Consider the following 14,801-nt stretch of genomic DNA (forward strand, 5'->3'; position numbering starts at 1 on the left):
TCGCACGCTGTGACGGTGTCGACGCGAGCCGCGCCCCGAGGCTCTACGGTGGTGGGGCGATGAGCACCACCCTGGAGCGGCCCGCCCGCCTGCGCACCCGCCGGGACACGCGATGACCGGACCGACCGACCCGTCGACCGGGTCGACGCCCGACCCCGCCGCCGGCGGACCGCCGAACGGGCAGGCGAACGGCCACGGCCCGACGAACGGGCACGCGAACGGGCACGGCAACGGGCACGGCAACGGGCACGCGGACGGGCACGGCAACGGGCACGCCAACGGGCAGGCCAACGGGCACCGGGCCGCCGACGAGCGCGAGCTCGCCGCGGTCTTCGGCCGCCCCGCCGGCGTCGACGGCGGCTTCGGCGCCCCCGGTGGCGACCCGGGCAGGACGCGCCCCTCCGGACGGGGCGAGCCGCCCGCGCCCGCGCTCGTCGCCGCGTTCGGCCGCCCCGAGGGCACGGGACCGTCGTCGCTCCAGCGCCCGGAGCGCCGCCCGGACGCCGACGACGAGCGCCCCGACGACTTCTGGGAGAACGAGACCGCCACCACCGACCCGTGGCGCGACCCCGACGCCGGCGCGGAGCTGGGCGGCCCGGCGCTGGGGGAGTCGCGCCCGGGGCAGGCCGCGCGGCCGGTCGGACCGCGGCTCTCGGCCCGCGAGCTCGTGCTCGGCCGGCGCGTCCAGCCCACCGCGCTCGCGCTGCTGGCCGTGGTGGCGCTGCTGCTCGGCGCGGTCGGCGGCGTGGTCGGCTGGGCCGTCGCGGGCGGTGCCGACAGCCTCGTCGACCCGGGGGCCACGCTGACCCCGGTGGAGGCGGGCCGGGAGCGCCCGCCGGGCTCGGTGGCCGACGTCGCCGGGCGCGTCGCCCCCGCCGTGGTGTCGCTGGAGCTCCAGGCCGGCAGCAGTGGCGGCACCGGCTCGGGCGTGGTGCTCACGCCGGACGGCTACATCGTCACCAACAACCACGTCGTCGAGCTCGCGGCCACCGACCCGCGCGCGAGCCTCGAGGCCGTCTTCGCCTCCGGCCTGCGCGCGCCGGCCCGCGTGGTCGGGCGCGACCCGCAGACCGACGTCGCCGTGGTGAAGGTCGACATCGCCAACCCCGTGGTCGCCCAGCTCGGGCGCTCGGCGGACCTGCGGGTCGGCGACGGCGTCATCGCGATCGGCTCACCGCTGGGCCTGGCCGGCACGGTCACCGAGGGCATCGTCAGCTCGATCGACCGCCCGGTGCGCCTCGACGCCGAGTCGGCCGAGGCCAACCCCGTCATCGACGCCATCCAGACCGACGCGGCGATCAACCCCGGCAACTCCGGCGGCGCGCTCGTCGACACCTCGGGCGCCGTCGTCGGGATCAACACCGCGATCCGGACCCTCGGCGGGGGCGAGGGCGGCTCGATCGGCCTGGGCTTCGCCATCCCGATCGACGACGTGCGCACGATCGCCGAGTCGATCATCCGCACCGGCGGCTACACCCACAGCGACCTCGGGGTGAACGCCAAGTCGGTCACCGACGGCACCGCCGACGGCGCGCAGGTCCTCAACGTCCGCCAGGGCGGGCCCGCCTCGCGCGCCGGGGTGCAGGAGGGCGACGTGGTCCTGCGCGTCGACGACCGCCCGATCGCGTCCGCCGACGAGCTCGTCGTGGCCGTGCGGGAGCACGCGCCGGGTCAGACGGTCAGCCTCGGCGTCGTGCGCGAGGGTCGGCCGTTGACGCTGCAGGTCACGCTCTAGGGGGCCGGGGTGTTCGACAACATCGGCTGGCCGGAGCTGCTCGTGCTCGCCCTGGTCGGGCTGTTCGTGCTCGGACCCGAGCGCCTGCCCGCCGCCGCGTCCTGGGTGGCCAACACCGTGCGCACGATCCGCGACTACGCCACCGGCGCCCGCGACCAGCTGCGCCAGGAGCTCGGCCCCGAGTTCGACGAGCTGCGCAAGCCGCTGGAGGACCTGCGCTCGGTGCGCGACCTCGACCCGCGGCGCGCCGTGCGCCAGAACCTGTTCAGCGAGCCGCCCGCCGACGGCACGTGGAGCGGGTCGGCGACGCCGGGCACCGCGGCCGCGGCCACGCCGGCGCCGCCGAGCAACGGGACGTCCCCGGCGCCCGCCGCGCCGCGGACCCCGAGCCGGCCGCTCGACCCCGGCGAGATCGCCCCGGTCGACCCGGACGCGACCTGACACCCCCCTCAGTTGACCTGGCGGCCGCGCCCCTCCCAGTACTCCTCGCGCAGCTTGAACTTCTGCAGCTTCCCGGTGGCCGTCCGGGCGAGCTCCGCGCGGAACTCGACCGACGTGGGGGCCTTGTAGCGGGCCAGGTGGGCCTTGCAGTGCTCGATCAGCTCGGCCTCGTCGGCGTTGCTGCCCGCGGCCAGCACCACCAGCGCCTTGATCGTCTCGCCCCACTTCTCGTCGGGCACGCCGATGACCGCGACCTCCGCGACCGCCGGGTGGCTGAACAGCGTGTCCTCGACCTCGATGGACGAGACGTTCTCGCCGCCGCTGATGATCACGTCCTTGCGGCGGTCGCTGATCGTCAAGTAGCCGTCCTCGTCGACGGTGCCGCCGTCGCCGGTGTGGAACCAGCCGTCCCGCAGGACCTTCTCGGTCTCGTCGGGACGCTCCCAGTAGCTCTTGAGGATCACGTTGGAGCGGGCGAGGACCTCGCCGTCGTCGGAGGTCCGCAGCCTCACGCCCAGCGCCGGAGCCCCGGCGCGGCCGAGCCGGGCCGCGCGGTCCTCGGTGGGCAGGTCGTCCCACTCGGCGCGCGTCCGGTTGAACGTCAGCAGCGGGGAGGTCTCGGTGAGCCCGTAGATCTGGATGAACTCCCAGCCCAGCACCTCCTCGACCTGCGCGATCGTCCGCGTGGGCGGGGGCGCGCCCGCGCCGACGATGCGGACCCGCCCGCGGCCGGGGATCTCGCCCTCCCAGTCGGCGGCGGCGGTGAGCACGGCGCTGATGACCGCCGGGGCGGCGCAGAGCACGGTCACGCCGTGGGCGGCGACCCGGCGCAGGATCTCGGCGCCGTCGACCTTGCGCAGCACGACGTGCTGCGCCCCGAGCCCGGTCACCGCGTAGGGCATGCCCCAGCCGTTCGCGTGGAACATCGGCAGCGTGTGGAGGTAGACGTCGCGGTCGCTCACCCCGAGGTGCATCCCGAACGTCGTCGCGTTGACCCACAGGTTGCGGTGGGTGAGCTCGACGCCCTTCGGGCGCGCCGTGGTGCCGCTGGTGTAGTTGATGGTCGCGGTGGCGTCCTCGTCGGGCTCCCACGGCACGGGGTCGACGCCGAAGCGGTAGATCTCCGCGTCGCCCTCCCCGAGCACGACGGTGCGGGGGCACGGCACCCCGGCGAGCTGCTCCTCGAGCTCCGGGTCGACGAGCAGCAGGCTCGCCCCGGACTGCTCGACGATGTAGGTGACCTCGTCGACGGAGAGCCGGAAGTTCACCGGCACGAGCACGCGTCCGTGCCCCGACACCCCGAAGAAGGACACGAGCAGGCGCGCGCTGTTGTGCGAGACGATGGCGACGCGCTCGCCGAACCCGACGCCCATCGCGTCCAGGGCCGCCGCCTGCGCGCGGGCGAGCTCCGCCACCCGCGCGTAGGTGAGCCCCGTCAGCGGCGCGGCCGGTTGATCGGGTTCGTCGACGATCCCGGTCCGCTCGCCGTACACGATCTCGGCGCGGTCGAGGAAGTCCTGGATCTCGAACGGGACCTGCATCATCAACTCCAGAGGCCGACCACGGGCGTGGGTCGCACCGTGCCACGGGGATCGCCCGTCCGGCGAGAGGTGCCTCACGTGGGGGCCACGGGGCTCGGAGCCTTCCGAGCCGGCTGTTACTTTCGGTGACGTGCTTGCGCATCAGCGTGAGCCGGTGCGTCGTCGTGTGCTGGAGGCGGCCAACCGGTTCGACAGCGACCCGCGTCTGCTCGCCGCGCTCGAGTGGGCGCGTTCGCGACTGCCCGGCGACGCCGCCTACGGCGACCCGCTCTCGACCGGCGACGACGCCGTCGGCCGCGTCGCCGCCCAGCTCGCCCCGCTCGCGGCCGCCCGCCCGAGCGTGCTGCGCGAGGTCGGGCTGACCGCGCTGCAGCTCTGGCAGGCGCACGCCGGGCTCGAGGAGCGGCTCAGCGACGAGCAGGTCGTCGTGCTGTTCACCGACCTCGCCGGCTTCTCCGACTGGACCCTCGAGGTGGGCGACGACGTCGCCGTGTGCGCGCTGCGGCGGGTCGGCGCGGCCGTCGAGCCGCTCGTGCGCCGCCGGGGCCGGGTGGTCAAGCGGCTCGGCGACGGGCTGATGGCCGTGCACCCGAGCGTCGAGGACGCCGTGGAGGCGGCGCTGGCCGCGCGCGACGCGGTCGAGGAGCTCGACGTCGACGGGCACCGGCTGCACCTGCGCGCGGGCGTGCACGTCGGCACCCCGCAGCAGCTCGGCGGCGACTACTACGGCCGCGACGTCAACATCGCCGCGCGGATCACCGACGCGGCCGGTCCGGGCGAGGTCTGCGTGTCGAGCCCGACCCGCGCGCTGCTCGACGGCGGGGACTTCGCGACGTTCCCGCTGAGCCGCCGGCGCGGGAAGGGCGTGCCGCCGGACATCACTCCGTGGCGGGTCGGTCGGCGCCCTCGCGGCTGAGGGGGTTGGCCCGCAGGCCGCCGGACGGGTCGAGGCGGCCCAGGATCGCCGCGGTCACGCAGGCCAGCGACGCGACGCCCTCGCCGTCGAGCGCGTCGAAGATGAGCCGACGGACCTCGGCGGCGTGGCCGGGCGCGGTCGCGCGGACCTTCTCCATGCCCGCGTCGGTGAGGCGGGCGACGGTGACGCGGCCGCTCTCGGGCGAGGGCTCGCGCGTCACCCAGCCCTGGCTCTCCAGGCGCGCCACGACGTGCGACAGCCGCGAGAGCGAGGAGTTCACGGTGGCCGCGAGCGCGCTCATCGGCAGCGTGCGCCCGGGCGTCTCGGAGAGCATCGCCAGCGTCAGGTAGGAGAACTGCGTCAGCCCGGCGTCGCGCTGGAGTTGCGCGTCCAGCGCCGCAGGGAGGAGCGTCATCACCGCGGCGGTGCGCCGCCACGCGCGCTGCTCGTCGTCGTCCAGCCAGGGCCCCTCGTGCATGACGACCACATTACTTGATGCTTCAACTCTTCGCCCGGTACGGTTCACGGTTGAAGCATCAACCCGCTATCAGGGAGCAGTCATGGATCCGTTCGCCACCGCCCACCCGGGAGCGGCGTTCGACGCCTACGAGCCGGCCGCGCGCGAGCGCGCGGCGCGGCGCACACCCTGGCGGCCCGAGGACGGCCCGCTGCCGGCGCTCTACGTCAGCCACGGGGCGCCGCCGCTGTTCGACGACGCGGAGTGGATGACGCGCCTGGGCGAGTGGGCCGACCGGCTGCCGACCCCGGAGGCGATCCTTATCGTCTCGGCGCACTGGGAGTCCGCGCCGCTGACGCTCTCGAGCCCCGAGGCCGGCACCCCGCTGGTGTACGACTTCGGCGGCTTCGCCGAGCGCTTCTACCGGATGACCTACGCGACGCCGGACGCCTCCGCGCTCGCCGCCCGCGTGGCTGCGACCCTGCCCGACGGGCAGCCGGCGCACACCTCGCGCCGCGGGCTCGACCACGGGGCGTGGGTGCCGCTGAAGGTCATGTACCCGCTGGGCGACGTGCCCGTCCTGCAGATGAGCCTGCCGACCGAGGACCCGGACCGCCTGCTCGCGATCGGCACGCGCCTGCGCGAGCTGCGCAGCGAGGGCGTGCTCGTCATCGGCTCGGGCTTCATGACCCACGGGCTGCCGTTCCTGTCCCGCGAGATGCTCGCGGGCCGGGAGACCCCGGGCTGGACCGGCGACTTCGACGCCTGGGCCGCCGAGGCCCTCGACCGGGGCGACCTCGAGACCCTGCACCGCTTCCGCGACGCGCCGGGGATGCCCTACGCGCACCCGACCGCCGAGCACTTCGTGCCGCTGTTCGTCACCCTCGGCGCGGCCACCGATCCCGGGGGGCCGGTGACCACGACGATCGACGGGAACATGTGGGGCCTGTCCCGGCGGTCGCTCCAGGTGGCCTGACGGTCACGGGAAAAGGGCTGGCGCGACCCGGCCCTGCTTGGGACGCTCGGTGCGACCGGGGCGAGTGCCCCGGGGACGACTTCGAGGAGTGAACGCCATGGTGGCCCCGCGCGGGCGCCAGGTGAGGCGCCGTCACGCCATCTCTCGGTGACGCCGGCTGCGTGAGCGCGGTGCGGCGTCCTGCTCGAAGGGTCGTACCCCGCAGTGTTCTCCGCTCTTCCGCACGATTCCGTCCTGCCCTCCTACGGGTGGGACACCTCCTGGGAGCAGCTCGCTTCCACCCTCGACGCGTCCGGCGTCCCCGGTCGCGTCGCCCGCGTCGACCGTGGCCGCGTCGACGTCCTCACCGACGCCGGCCGCGTCCACGCCGCGTCGCGCGGCGCCTGCGCGGTCGGCGACTGGGTGCTGGTCGACGACGGCGCCGTCACCGCCGTCCTGCCGCGACGCACCACGCTCGCCCGCGCCGCCACCTCGGGGCGCTCCGAGGCCCAGGTGCTGGCGGCGAACGTCGACACCGTGCTCGTCACCGTGCCCGCCGGGTCCACCGACCGCGTCGGGCGGGTGGAACGTCTCGTCGCCCTCGCCTGGGAGAGCGGCGCGACCCCGGTGCTCGTCGTCACCAAGACCGACCGCAGCGGCGACGTCGCCGGCGTCCTCGCGGACCTCGCGCTCTCGGCGCCCGGCGTGGAGGTCGTGGGCGCCAGCGCCGTGACGGGCGAGGGGGTCGACGACGTCGCCGCGGCGGCCCGGGGCACCACGGTGCTCGTCGGGCCCTCCGGTGCCGGCAAGTCGACGCTCGCCAACGCCCTGCTCGGCGAGGACCGGCTCGCCGTCGGCGACGTGCGCGCCGTCGACGGGAAGGGCCGTCACACCACCGTGCACCGCGAGCTCCTGCCCCTGCCCCGGGGAGGCCGCACACAGCGCAGCGCAGCCGCGGCGCCGGAGGCGGGTCACAGCGTGCTCGTCGATACCCCGGGCCTGCGGGCGGTGGGCGTCCGCGACGCGGCCGAGGGCATCGAGCGCGCCTTCGCCGACGTGGTCGACCTCGCCGACGGCTGCCGCTTCGCCGACTGCGCGCACGACCGGGAACCGGGGTGCGCGGTGCGGACGGCGGTGGACGCCGGCGAGCTCCCGGGCCGGCGCTGGGAGGACTACCGCAAGCTCCAGCGCGAGGACGAGTGGGCGGCGGCGCGCACCGACGCCCGCCTGGCGGCCGAACGGCGCGGGCGCTGGAAGCAGATCACCAAGGACCAGCGCGCCCGCTACCGCTCGCGCGGGCGCTGAGTCCGCCGTGCGGAGTCTCAGCGCCCGGCGGGCGAGATGTTCAGCGACATGCCCGCGAGGCCGCGGGAGCGCACGGAGAGCTTCTCGGCGACCGCGCGCAGGGCCGCGCCGGCGGGCGACTCGGGCTCGCTGAGCACCAGCGGCATCCCGGCGTCGCCGCCCTCGCGCAGGCGGGTGTCGATCGGGATCTGGCCCAGGAGCGGGACGGTGCCGCCGACCGACTTGGCCAGCGAGTCGGCGACGATCTGCCCGCCGCCCGAGCCGAAGAGGTCCATCCGGGAGCCGTCGGGCATGTCCATCCACGACATGTTCTCGACGACGCCGGCCAGGCGCTGGCGGGTCTGCAGGGAGATCGCGCCGGCGCGCTCGGCGACCTCGGAGGCGGCCTGCTGGGGCGTCGTGACGACGAGCAGCTCGGCGTTCGGGATGAGCTGCGCGACCGAGATCGCGATGTCGCCGGTGCCCGGGGGCAGGTCGAGCAGCAGGATGTCGAGGTCGCCCCAGAAGACGTCGGCGAGGAACTGCTGCAGGGCGCGGTGCAGCATCGGCCCGCGCCACACGACCGGGGTGTTGCCCGGGGTGAACATGCCGATCGAGATGACCTTCACGCCGTGGCTCTGCGGCGGCAGGATCATGTCGTCGACCTTGGTCGGCCGGTCGTCGGTGCCGAGCATGCGCGGCACGGAGTGGCCGTAGATGTCGGCGTCGACCACACCGACCGACAGGCCCTTGTCGGCCATCGCGGCGGCCAGGTTCACCGTCACCGACGACTTGCCGACCCCGCCCTTGCCGGACGCCACCGCGTACACGCGGGTCATCGAGCCCGGCTGGGCGAACGGGATCACCGGCTCGTCGGAGTCACCGCGCACGGTCTTGCGCAGTTCGCGGCGCTGCTCGTCGTTCATGACGTCGAGCTCGACCGACACGGCCGTCACGCCGGAGACCGCGGACACCGCGGTGGTCACCCGCTGGGTGATCGTGTCCTTCATCGGGCAGCCGGCGACGGTCAGGTAGACCGCCACCTCGACCTTGCCGTGGTCGAGGACCCTGATGTCCTTGACCATGCCCAGCTCGGTGATGGGCTTGTGGATCTCGGGATCCTCGACGCCGGCCAGGGCGGACCGGATCGCGTCGGCGGATGGAGCTGCGGCCATCGGACCCTTCTCGGCTTCTCGGCGTCGGTCGGTCCCGGGGAGTGTGGTGCCCCGCGCCGGGACCGGGGACGGGTGCCTCCCACGGAGCGTGGGTCCCGTCGACTGACACCCATGCTACGTGCCGCCCCCCGCGCGCCGCCGGGCACGCGGAGCGTCGCCCGTCACGCCCCGGTCACGTGCCCGTCACGCGGCGTGCCGGGTCAGTGCCCGTTGCGGTTCAGGTCGCCGTCGGTCGGGGCGTTCTGTCCCGCCTGGTCCAGCGCGCGGGCCAGGGCCTGCTCGAGGTTGCGGGCCACGGCCCGGTCGACGGCCCGCGCGACGGCCTTCTCCAGGGCCTTGTCGGTGCGGCCCTCGGCGTCCCGGGTGCCGTCCCGGACCCCGCGGAGCTGCTCGAGTTCGCCGCGCAGGTAGTCGCGGGTCACGACCTCGCCGAGCTGCAGGCGCATCGACGCCAGCTCGCGGGCGAGGTACTCGGTCTCGGCGGAGAGCCGGCCGGCGCGCGAGCGGTCCTCCTCGAGGGACACGCGGTCGCGGTCGTCCTGGCGGTTCTGCGCGAGCAGGATCAGCGGCGCGGCGTAGGCAGCCTGTGTGGAGAACGCCAGGTTGAGCAGGATGAACGGGTACGGGTCCCACTGCAGGCTGATCGCGAAGACGTTCAGCACGATCCAGGTCGCCACAATGATCGACTGCCACAGCAGGAACGTGCCCGTCCCGAGGAAGCGGGCGAGGCTCTCGGCGAAGCGCGCGAACCACTCCGTGTCGACGGTCAGGCGCAGATGGCGCGTCCCGGCGGGCTGGTCCAGCCGCCGCCGCGTGCTGGCCTCAGGCACGGTTCACCCCCGGGACGGGTGCCGGCGGCCTGGCCGCGGGCGGTGCGGGTTCGGGATCGGGCTGGGAGCGCCAGTCCTCGGGGAGCAGGTGGTCGAGGACGTCGTCGACGGTGACCGCGCCGACCAGGTGCCCGCCCTCGTCGATCACCGGGCCGCAGACGAGGTTGTAGGTCGCGAAGTAGCGGGTGACCTCCGGGAGTGTCGCGTCGGGCCCCATGCGCGTGAGCTCGGAGTCCAGCACGCCCGCGACGAGGTCGGACGGGGCCTCGCGCAGCAGGCGCTGGGAGTGCACGCAGCCCAGGTAGCGCCCGGTCGGGGTGGCCGTCGGCGGCCGGCAGACGAACACCATCGACGCCAGCGCCGGGGTGATGTCGGGGTTGCGGACGTGGGCGAGCGCCTCGGCGATCGTCGCGCCGGGCTGGAGCACGATCGGCTCGGGCGTCATCAGCCCGCCCGCGGTGTTCGACGAGTAGGTCAGCAGGCGCCGGACCGGCTCGGACTCCTCGGGCTCCATCAGCCCCAGGAGCTCCTCGGACTCGGGCCCGGGGAGGTCGGCGAGCAGGTCGGCGGCGTCGTCGGGGTCCATCTCCTCGAGCACGTCGGCGGCGCGCTCGGTGGACAGGTGGCGCAGGAGGTCCTGCTGCTCGGACGACGGGAGCTCCTCGAGGACGTCGGCGAGGCGGTCGTCGCCGAGCCCGTCGGCGACGTCGTGGCGGCGGCGCTGGGGCAGGTCCATGAGGGCGTGCGCGACGTCGGCCGGGCGCATGTCCTCGAACGTGGACAGCAGCTGCTCGGTGCCCTGCCCGGTCTCGTCGAGCGAGAGCCCGGAGATCGCCGGCCACGGCAGCACCTGGATCGGGCCCCGCCGCCCGAGCCTCCCCACCAGCTCCCGCACCGCCACGCGGGTGACGAGCCAGTCGCGGCTGCGCTGGTGCTCCATCAGCACGTCGACGACCTGCGCGTCCGCGTCGTGGTCGACGACCCGGACCCGCGCGTCGAGCATCTCGCCGACGACGAGCACCTCGTTGGGGCGCTGCGCGAAGGCCCGCAGGTTGACCTGCCCGGTCGCGAGCGTGACCGCGGCCGCGTCCACGGCGGTGACCCGCAGCATCGGCACGAAGATGCGCCGGCGCGAACCGACCATGACGACGAGACCGAGCACGCGGGGTGGTCGCGGACCGACCGACACGGCGCAGACCGCGTCGCGCACGCGCCCGATCCGCTCGCCGTCCGGCCCGAGGACGGGCAGCCCGACCATGCGGGCCACGAACACCCTGGACATGGCGGTAGTCACCGCAGCAGGCTAGCTCGCCCGGGCTGCCGAGCTGGATCGAGTCACCTCTGAGAGGGTCGCCACCTCGGACGATGCGGCACCGGGACGCGTGTCAGCATCGGCCGCCTGTCGTAGCCCTCAGGAGGTCAGCAGCTCGTGAGTGTCGAGAACCGCCCCCGCCGGTCGTGTCTGGCGGTGCCCGGGTCGAGCCAGAAGTTCATCGACAAGGCCCGGACCCTGCCCGCCGACCAGATCTTCCTGGACCTCGAGGACGCCTGCGCCCCGCTGGTGAAGCCCGAGGCCCGGAAGACGATCGTGGCCGCCCTGAACGAGGGCGGCTGGGAGGGCAAGACGCGCGTGGTGCGCGTCAACGACTGGACCACCGAGTGGACCTACCGCGACGTCACCGAGGTCGTCGAGGGCGCCGGGGCCAACCTCGACGCGATCATGCTGCCGAAGGTGCAGACCCCCGAGCAGGTCCACGCGCTCGACTTCCTGCTCACGCAGATCGAGAAGACGATGGGTCTCGAGGTCGGCCGGATCGGCATCGAGGCGCAGATCGAGAACGCGCGCGGGCTCAACAACGTCGTCGCGATCGCCGAGTCGAGCCCGCGCCTGGAGACCATCGTCTTCGGCCCCGCCGACTTCATGGCCTCGATCAACATGAAGTCGCTGGTCGTCGGCGAGCAGCCCCCCGGCTACACCGAGGGCGACGCCTACCACTACATCCTCATGCAGATCCTCATGGCCGCGCGGGCCAACGACCTGCAGGCCATCGACGGCCCCTACCTGCAGATCCGCGACGTCGACGGCTTCCGCCGCGTGGCGAACCGGGCGGCCGCGCTGGGCTACGACGGCAAGTGGGTGCTGCACCCCGGCCAGATCGACGCGGCGAACGAGACGTTCTCGCCGTCGCAGGAGGACTACGACCACGCCGAGAACATCCTCGACGCCTACGAGTGGTTCACCTCGGAGGCGGGCGGCGCCAAGGGCTCCGCGATGCTCGGCGACGAGATGATCGACGAGGCGTCGCGCAAGATGGCGCTCGTCATCGCCGGCAAGGGCCGCGCGGCCGGGATGAGCCGCGGCGAGCGCTGGACGCCGCCGGAGAGCTGAGCTCCCCCGAAGGGGGTCATACTCGCCGGTCACCACTCACGAGCAGGAGCACGACGCATGGCACGCCTCGCCCAGACCGCCGGCCTGACCGATGTGCAGCAGGAGATCCTGTCCACGGTCCGCGACTTCGTGGACAAGGAGATCATCCCGCACGCGCAGCAGCTCGAGCACGAGGACGTCTACCCGCAGGACATCGTCGACGGGATGAAGGAGATGGGCCTGTTCGGGCTCATGATCCCGGAGGAGTTCGACGGTCTGGGCGAGTCGCTGCTGACCTACGCCCTGGTCGTCGAGCAGATCGCCCGGGGGTGGATGAGCGTCTCGGGCGTCATCAACACCCACTTCATCGTCGCCTACATGCTGCGCCAGCACGGCACGCCGGAGCAGAAGGCGCACTACCTGCCGAAGATGGCGACCGGCGAGATCACCGGCTCGTTCTCGATGTCCGAGCCCGACCTCGGCTCCGACGTCGCCGCCATCAAGACCAGCGCGAAGGCCGACGGAGACGACTACGTCGTCAACGGCGCCAAGATGTGGCTGACCAACGGCGGGTCGTCGAACCTGTCGGCGGTGCTGGTCAAGACCGACGAGGGCGCCGAGAAGCCCTACCAGAACCTGACGACGATCCTCGTCGACAAGGAGCGGGGCTTCGGCAAGGTCGCCGAGGGCCTGAGCATCCCCGGCAAGATCGACAAGATGGGCTACAAGGGCGTCGACACCACCGAGATGGTGTTCGACGGCTTCCGCATCCCGCAGTCGCAGGTCCTCGGCCACGCGCCCGGCAAGGGCTTCGCGCAGATGATGGACGGCGTCGAGGTCGGGCGCGTCAACGTCGCGGCCCGCGCCTGCGGCATCGCGATCCGCGCCTTCGAGCTCGGCATCGAGTACGCCCAGCAGCGCTCCACGTTCGGCAAGCCGATCGCCCAGCACCAGGCGATCTCGTTCAAGCTCGCCGAGATGGCCACCAAGGTCGAGGCCGCGCACCACATGATGGTCAACGCCGCCCGCCTCAAGGACCGCGGCGAGCGCAACGACGTCGAGGCCGGGATGGCCAAGATGCTCGCGTCCGAGCACTGCAAGGAGGTCACCGAGGAGTCGTTCCGCATCCACGGCGGCTACGGCTACTCGAAGGAGTACGAGATCGAGCGCCTCATGCGCGAGGCGCCGTTCCTGCTCATCGGCGAGGGCACCTCCGAGATCCAGAAGACGATCATCAGCCGGGGTCTGCTCAAGGACTACAAGCTGCGCTGATCAGCGGTACCGTCCTCCGTCACCTGCTTCGTCACACCGGCACCCCGCCCGGGCACTCCCGGGCGGGGTCCGCCGTTGGACAGGGCGAGATCGTCGAGAGGACAGCGAGGGATCGTCGTGACTGCGCCGTTCACCGGGCGCCCCGGTACCCAGCCCGGGCTGCCCAATCTTCCCGAGCCGCCGTCGGGCTGGCCGGTCGGCTCCTACGCGAAGTACGAGGAGGCCCAGCGCGCGGTCGACCACCTCGCGGACAACGAGTTCCCCGTCGCCGACGTCACCATCGTCGGTGTCGACCTCATGCTCGTCGAGCGGGTCATCGGCCGTCTGACCTGGGGCCGCGTGCTGGCCACGGGCGCCGCATCGGGTGCCTGGCTCGGTCTGTTCGTGGGCCTCGTGCTCTCCCTGCTCTCGCCCACCGGCGGCATCGGCGGCCTCGGCGCGATCCTCACCGGACTCGTCATCGGCATCGTGTTCGGCGTCGTGTCCGGGGCCATCACCTACGGCGCCTCGCGCGGCCGGCGGGACTTCACCTCGCAGAGCCAGATCGTGGCCGGGCGCTACGACGTCCTGTGCCAGCCCCGCAACGCCGAGAAGGCCCGCGACATGCTCGGCAAGCTCGCGATGGGCACCGACGGCTAGACCGGCTACAGCCAGCGGTTCCTGCGGAACGTCCGCCACAGGACGGCGCAGATGGTCAGGATCACGAGGATCACCGCGGGGTAGCCGAACTCCCAGTGCAGCTCGGGCATGTAGTCGAAGTTCATGCCGTAGATGCCGGCGAGCATGGTCGGCACGGCGAGCAGCGCCGCGTACGCGGTGATCTTGCGCATGTCGTTGTTCTGGCGCAGCGTGATCTTCGCCAGGACCGCGTCGACCAGGGTCGTGAGCAGCTCGTCGAACGAGGCGACGCGCTCGGCCACCGTCGCGAGGTGGTCGTCGACGTCGCGGAAGTAGCTGCGCACGTCCGACGGCACGAGCGGCGAGTAGCCCTCGGTGAGCCGGCGCATCGGCGTCACGAGCGGGGTCACCGCGCGCCGCAGCTCGAGCACCTCGCGCTTCATCAGGTAGATCTGCTCGGCGCCGACCTCGCTGTACGGGGCGAAGACCTCGGCCTCCATGGTGTCGATGTCGCCCTCGACGCCCTGGGAGACCTCGAGGTAGGCGTCGACGATGTGGTCGGCCACGGCGTGCAGCACGACGGCCGGGCCCTGGGCGAGGTGCTCGGGGTCGGCCTCGAGCAGGTGGCGCACGCGACGCAGGCCAGAGTGCTGGCCGTGCCGCACCGTGACGACGAAGTCCTTGCCGAGGAAGACCATCAGCTCGCCGGACTCGACGATCTCGTTCGCGGTGGTCGGCGACGCGTGTGCGACGTAGCGCATGGTCTTGAACACCGAGAACAGCATGTCGTCGGCGCACCCCGCGGCACCGTTGGCCGCGCTGTAGCGCTCCATCTTCGGGCGCTGGTGGGCGTGCACGGCGTCCTCGACGGCCAGCGGGTGCAGCCCGAACACCTCGGCGATGTCCTGGATCTGCTCCGCGTCGGGCTCGTGCAGCCCGATCCAGACGAAGCCCTCCTCGCGCCGGCGCACCTCGGCGATGGCGTCGCGGTGGTTCCACCGGCCCTCGAGGCGCTTGCCGTCGACGTACACCGCGCAGTCGACGACGAACGCGGCGAGCGGCACGTGGGGGACCCGCGGATCCTGCGTGCGGGGACGGCCGGGGCGGATCACGCGGGCTCCGGCGTTGCGCAGCGTGGGCAGGGCAGCCATGGGGACCTCCGGGGACCGGACGGTGTGACGGGGACGACGGGCGCTTCGGCCACCGCGT

General features: G+C 73.4%; 14 protein-coding genes. 8 read left to right on the forward strand and 6 right to left on the reverse strand.

What is annotated here, in order from left to right:
* Positions 1–112 precede the first annotated feature (112 nt).
* Positions 113–1,735 carry a S1C family serine protease gene (locus PHK61_RS04990; RefSeq protein WP_274279863.1) on the forward strand — a complete coding sequence of 541 codons (1,623 nt, stop codon included), beginning with the start codon at positions 113–115 and terminating at the stop codon, positions 1,733–1,735.
* Between the two features lie 9 nt (positions 1,736–1,744).
* Positions 1,745–2,176, forward strand: a complete 432-nt coding sequence (gene tatB, locus PHK61_RS04995; RefSeq protein ID WP_274279864.1) for a Sec-independent protein translocase protein TatB — start codon at positions 1,745–1,747, stop codon at positions 2,174–2,176.
* An 8-nt stretch (positions 2,177–2,184) separates the two neighbouring features.
* Here tatB and PHK61_RS05000 read toward each other — a convergent pair whose 3' ends face one another.
* On the reverse strand, positions 2,185–3,717 hold the full coding sequence (locus tag PHK61_RS05000; RefSeq protein ID WP_274279865.1) for an AMP-binding protein: 1,533 nt from the start codon (positions 3,715–3,717) through the stop codon (positions 2,185–2,187).
* A gap of 154 nt (positions 3,718–3,871) precedes the next feature.
* On the opposite strand from PHK61_RS05000, the gene PHK61_RS05005 reads away from it, so the two are divergent.
* Positions 3,872–4,633 (forward strand): adenylate/guanylate cyclase domain-containing protein, encoded by a 762-nt coding sequence (locus PHK61_RS05005; protein WP_274279866.1) that lies wholly within the window; start codon positions 3,872–3,874, stop codon positions 4,631–4,633.
* Here the strand turns inward: PHK61_RS05005 and PHK61_RS05010 are convergent.
* Positions 4,596–5,111 (reverse strand): MarR family winged helix-turn-helix transcriptional regulator, encoded by a 516-nt coding sequence (locus PHK61_RS05010; protein ID WP_274279867.1) that lies wholly within the window; start codon positions 5,109–5,111, stop codon positions 4,596–4,598. The genes PHK61_RS05005 and PHK61_RS05010 overlap by 38 nt on opposite strands.
* Before the next feature lie 82 nt (positions 5,112–5,193).
* Here PHK61_RS05010 and PHK61_RS05015 point away from each other — a divergent pair, with 82 nt between their 5' ends.
* Both PHK61_RS05015 and rsgA read left to right on the forward strand, forming a co-directional pair.
* Entirely contained in the window at positions 5,194–6,066 is an 873-nt protein-coding gene (locus PHK61_RS05015) for a dioxygenase family protein (RefSeq protein WP_274279868.1), read from the forward strand.
* A 204-nt stretch (positions 6,067–6,270) separates the two neighbouring features.
* Positions 6,271–7,350: a ribosome small subunit-dependent GTPase A gene (rsgA, locus tag PHK61_RS05020; protein WP_274279869.1), complete on the forward strand. Its 1,080-nt coding sequence runs from the start codon at positions 6,271–6,273 to the stop codon at positions 7,348–7,350.
* Positions 7,351–7,367: 17 nt separating this feature from the next.
* Here rsgA and PHK61_RS05025 read toward each other — a convergent pair whose 3' ends face one another.
* The 3 genes from PHK61_RS05025 to PHK61_RS05035 all read right to left on the reverse strand — a co-directional run bounded on the left by PHK61_RS05025 (position 7,368) and on the right by PHK61_RS05035 (position 10,616).
* The gene (locus tag PHK61_RS05025; protein WP_274279870.1) at positions 7,368–8,504 is read right to left on the reverse strand and encodes an Mrp/NBP35 family ATP-binding protein; all 1,137 of its coding nucleotides are present in this window, start codon (positions 8,502–8,504) and stop codon (positions 7,368–7,370) included.
* Between the two features lie 200 nt (positions 8,505–8,704).
* On the reverse strand, positions 8,705–9,334 hold the full coding sequence (locus tag PHK61_RS05030) for a DUF1003 domain-containing protein (RefSeq protein WP_274279871.1): 630 nt from the start codon (positions 9,332–9,334) through the stop codon (positions 8,705–8,707).
* Entirely contained in the window at positions 9,327–10,616 is a 1,290-nt protein-coding gene (locus tag PHK61_RS05035) for a magnesium transporter MgtE N-terminal domain-containing protein (protein WP_274279872.1), read from the reverse strand. The genes PHK61_RS05030 and PHK61_RS05035 overlap by 8 nt, the downstream gene beginning before the upstream one ends.
* A gap of 147 nt (positions 10,617–10,763) precedes the next feature.
* On the opposite strand from PHK61_RS05035, the gene PHK61_RS05040 reads away from it, so the two are divergent.
* The 3 genes from PHK61_RS05040 to PHK61_RS05050 all read left to right on the forward strand — a co-directional run bounded on the left by PHK61_RS05040 (position 10,764) and on the right by PHK61_RS05050 (position 13,613).
* The gene (locus tag PHK61_RS05040) at positions 10,764–11,723 is read left to right on the forward strand and encodes an HpcH/HpaI aldolase/citrate lyase family protein (RefSeq protein WP_274279873.1); all 960 of its coding nucleotides are present in this window, start codon (positions 10,764–10,766) and stop codon (positions 11,721–11,723) included.
* 57 nt (positions 11,724–11,780) lie between these two features.
* Positions 11,781–12,974, forward strand: a complete 1,194-nt coding sequence (locus tag PHK61_RS05045; protein ID WP_274279874.1) for an acyl-CoA dehydrogenase family protein — start codon at positions 11,781–11,783, stop codon at positions 12,972–12,974.
* Positions 12,975–13,091: 117 nt separating this feature from the next.
* Positions 13,092–13,613: a YflT domain-containing protein gene (locus PHK61_RS05050; RefSeq protein WP_274279875.1), complete on the forward strand. Its 522-nt coding sequence runs from the start codon at positions 13,092–13,094 to the stop codon at positions 13,611–13,613.
* Between the two features lie 5 nt (positions 13,614–13,618).
* Here the strand turns inward: PHK61_RS05050 and PHK61_RS05055 are convergent, their stop codons facing one another.
* Entirely contained in the window at positions 13,619–14,743 is a 1,125-nt protein-coding gene (locus tag PHK61_RS05055) for a magnesium and cobalt transport protein CorA (RefSeq protein ID WP_274279876.1), read from the reverse strand.
* Between the last annotated feature and the right edge of the window lie 58 nt (positions 14,744–14,801).

This window comes from Actinomycetospora lutea (assembly GCF_028737205.1).
GTDB classification, from domain to species: Bacteria; Actinomycetota; Actinomycetes; order Mycobacteriales; family Pseudonocardiaceae; genus Actinomycetospora; species Actinomycetospora lutea.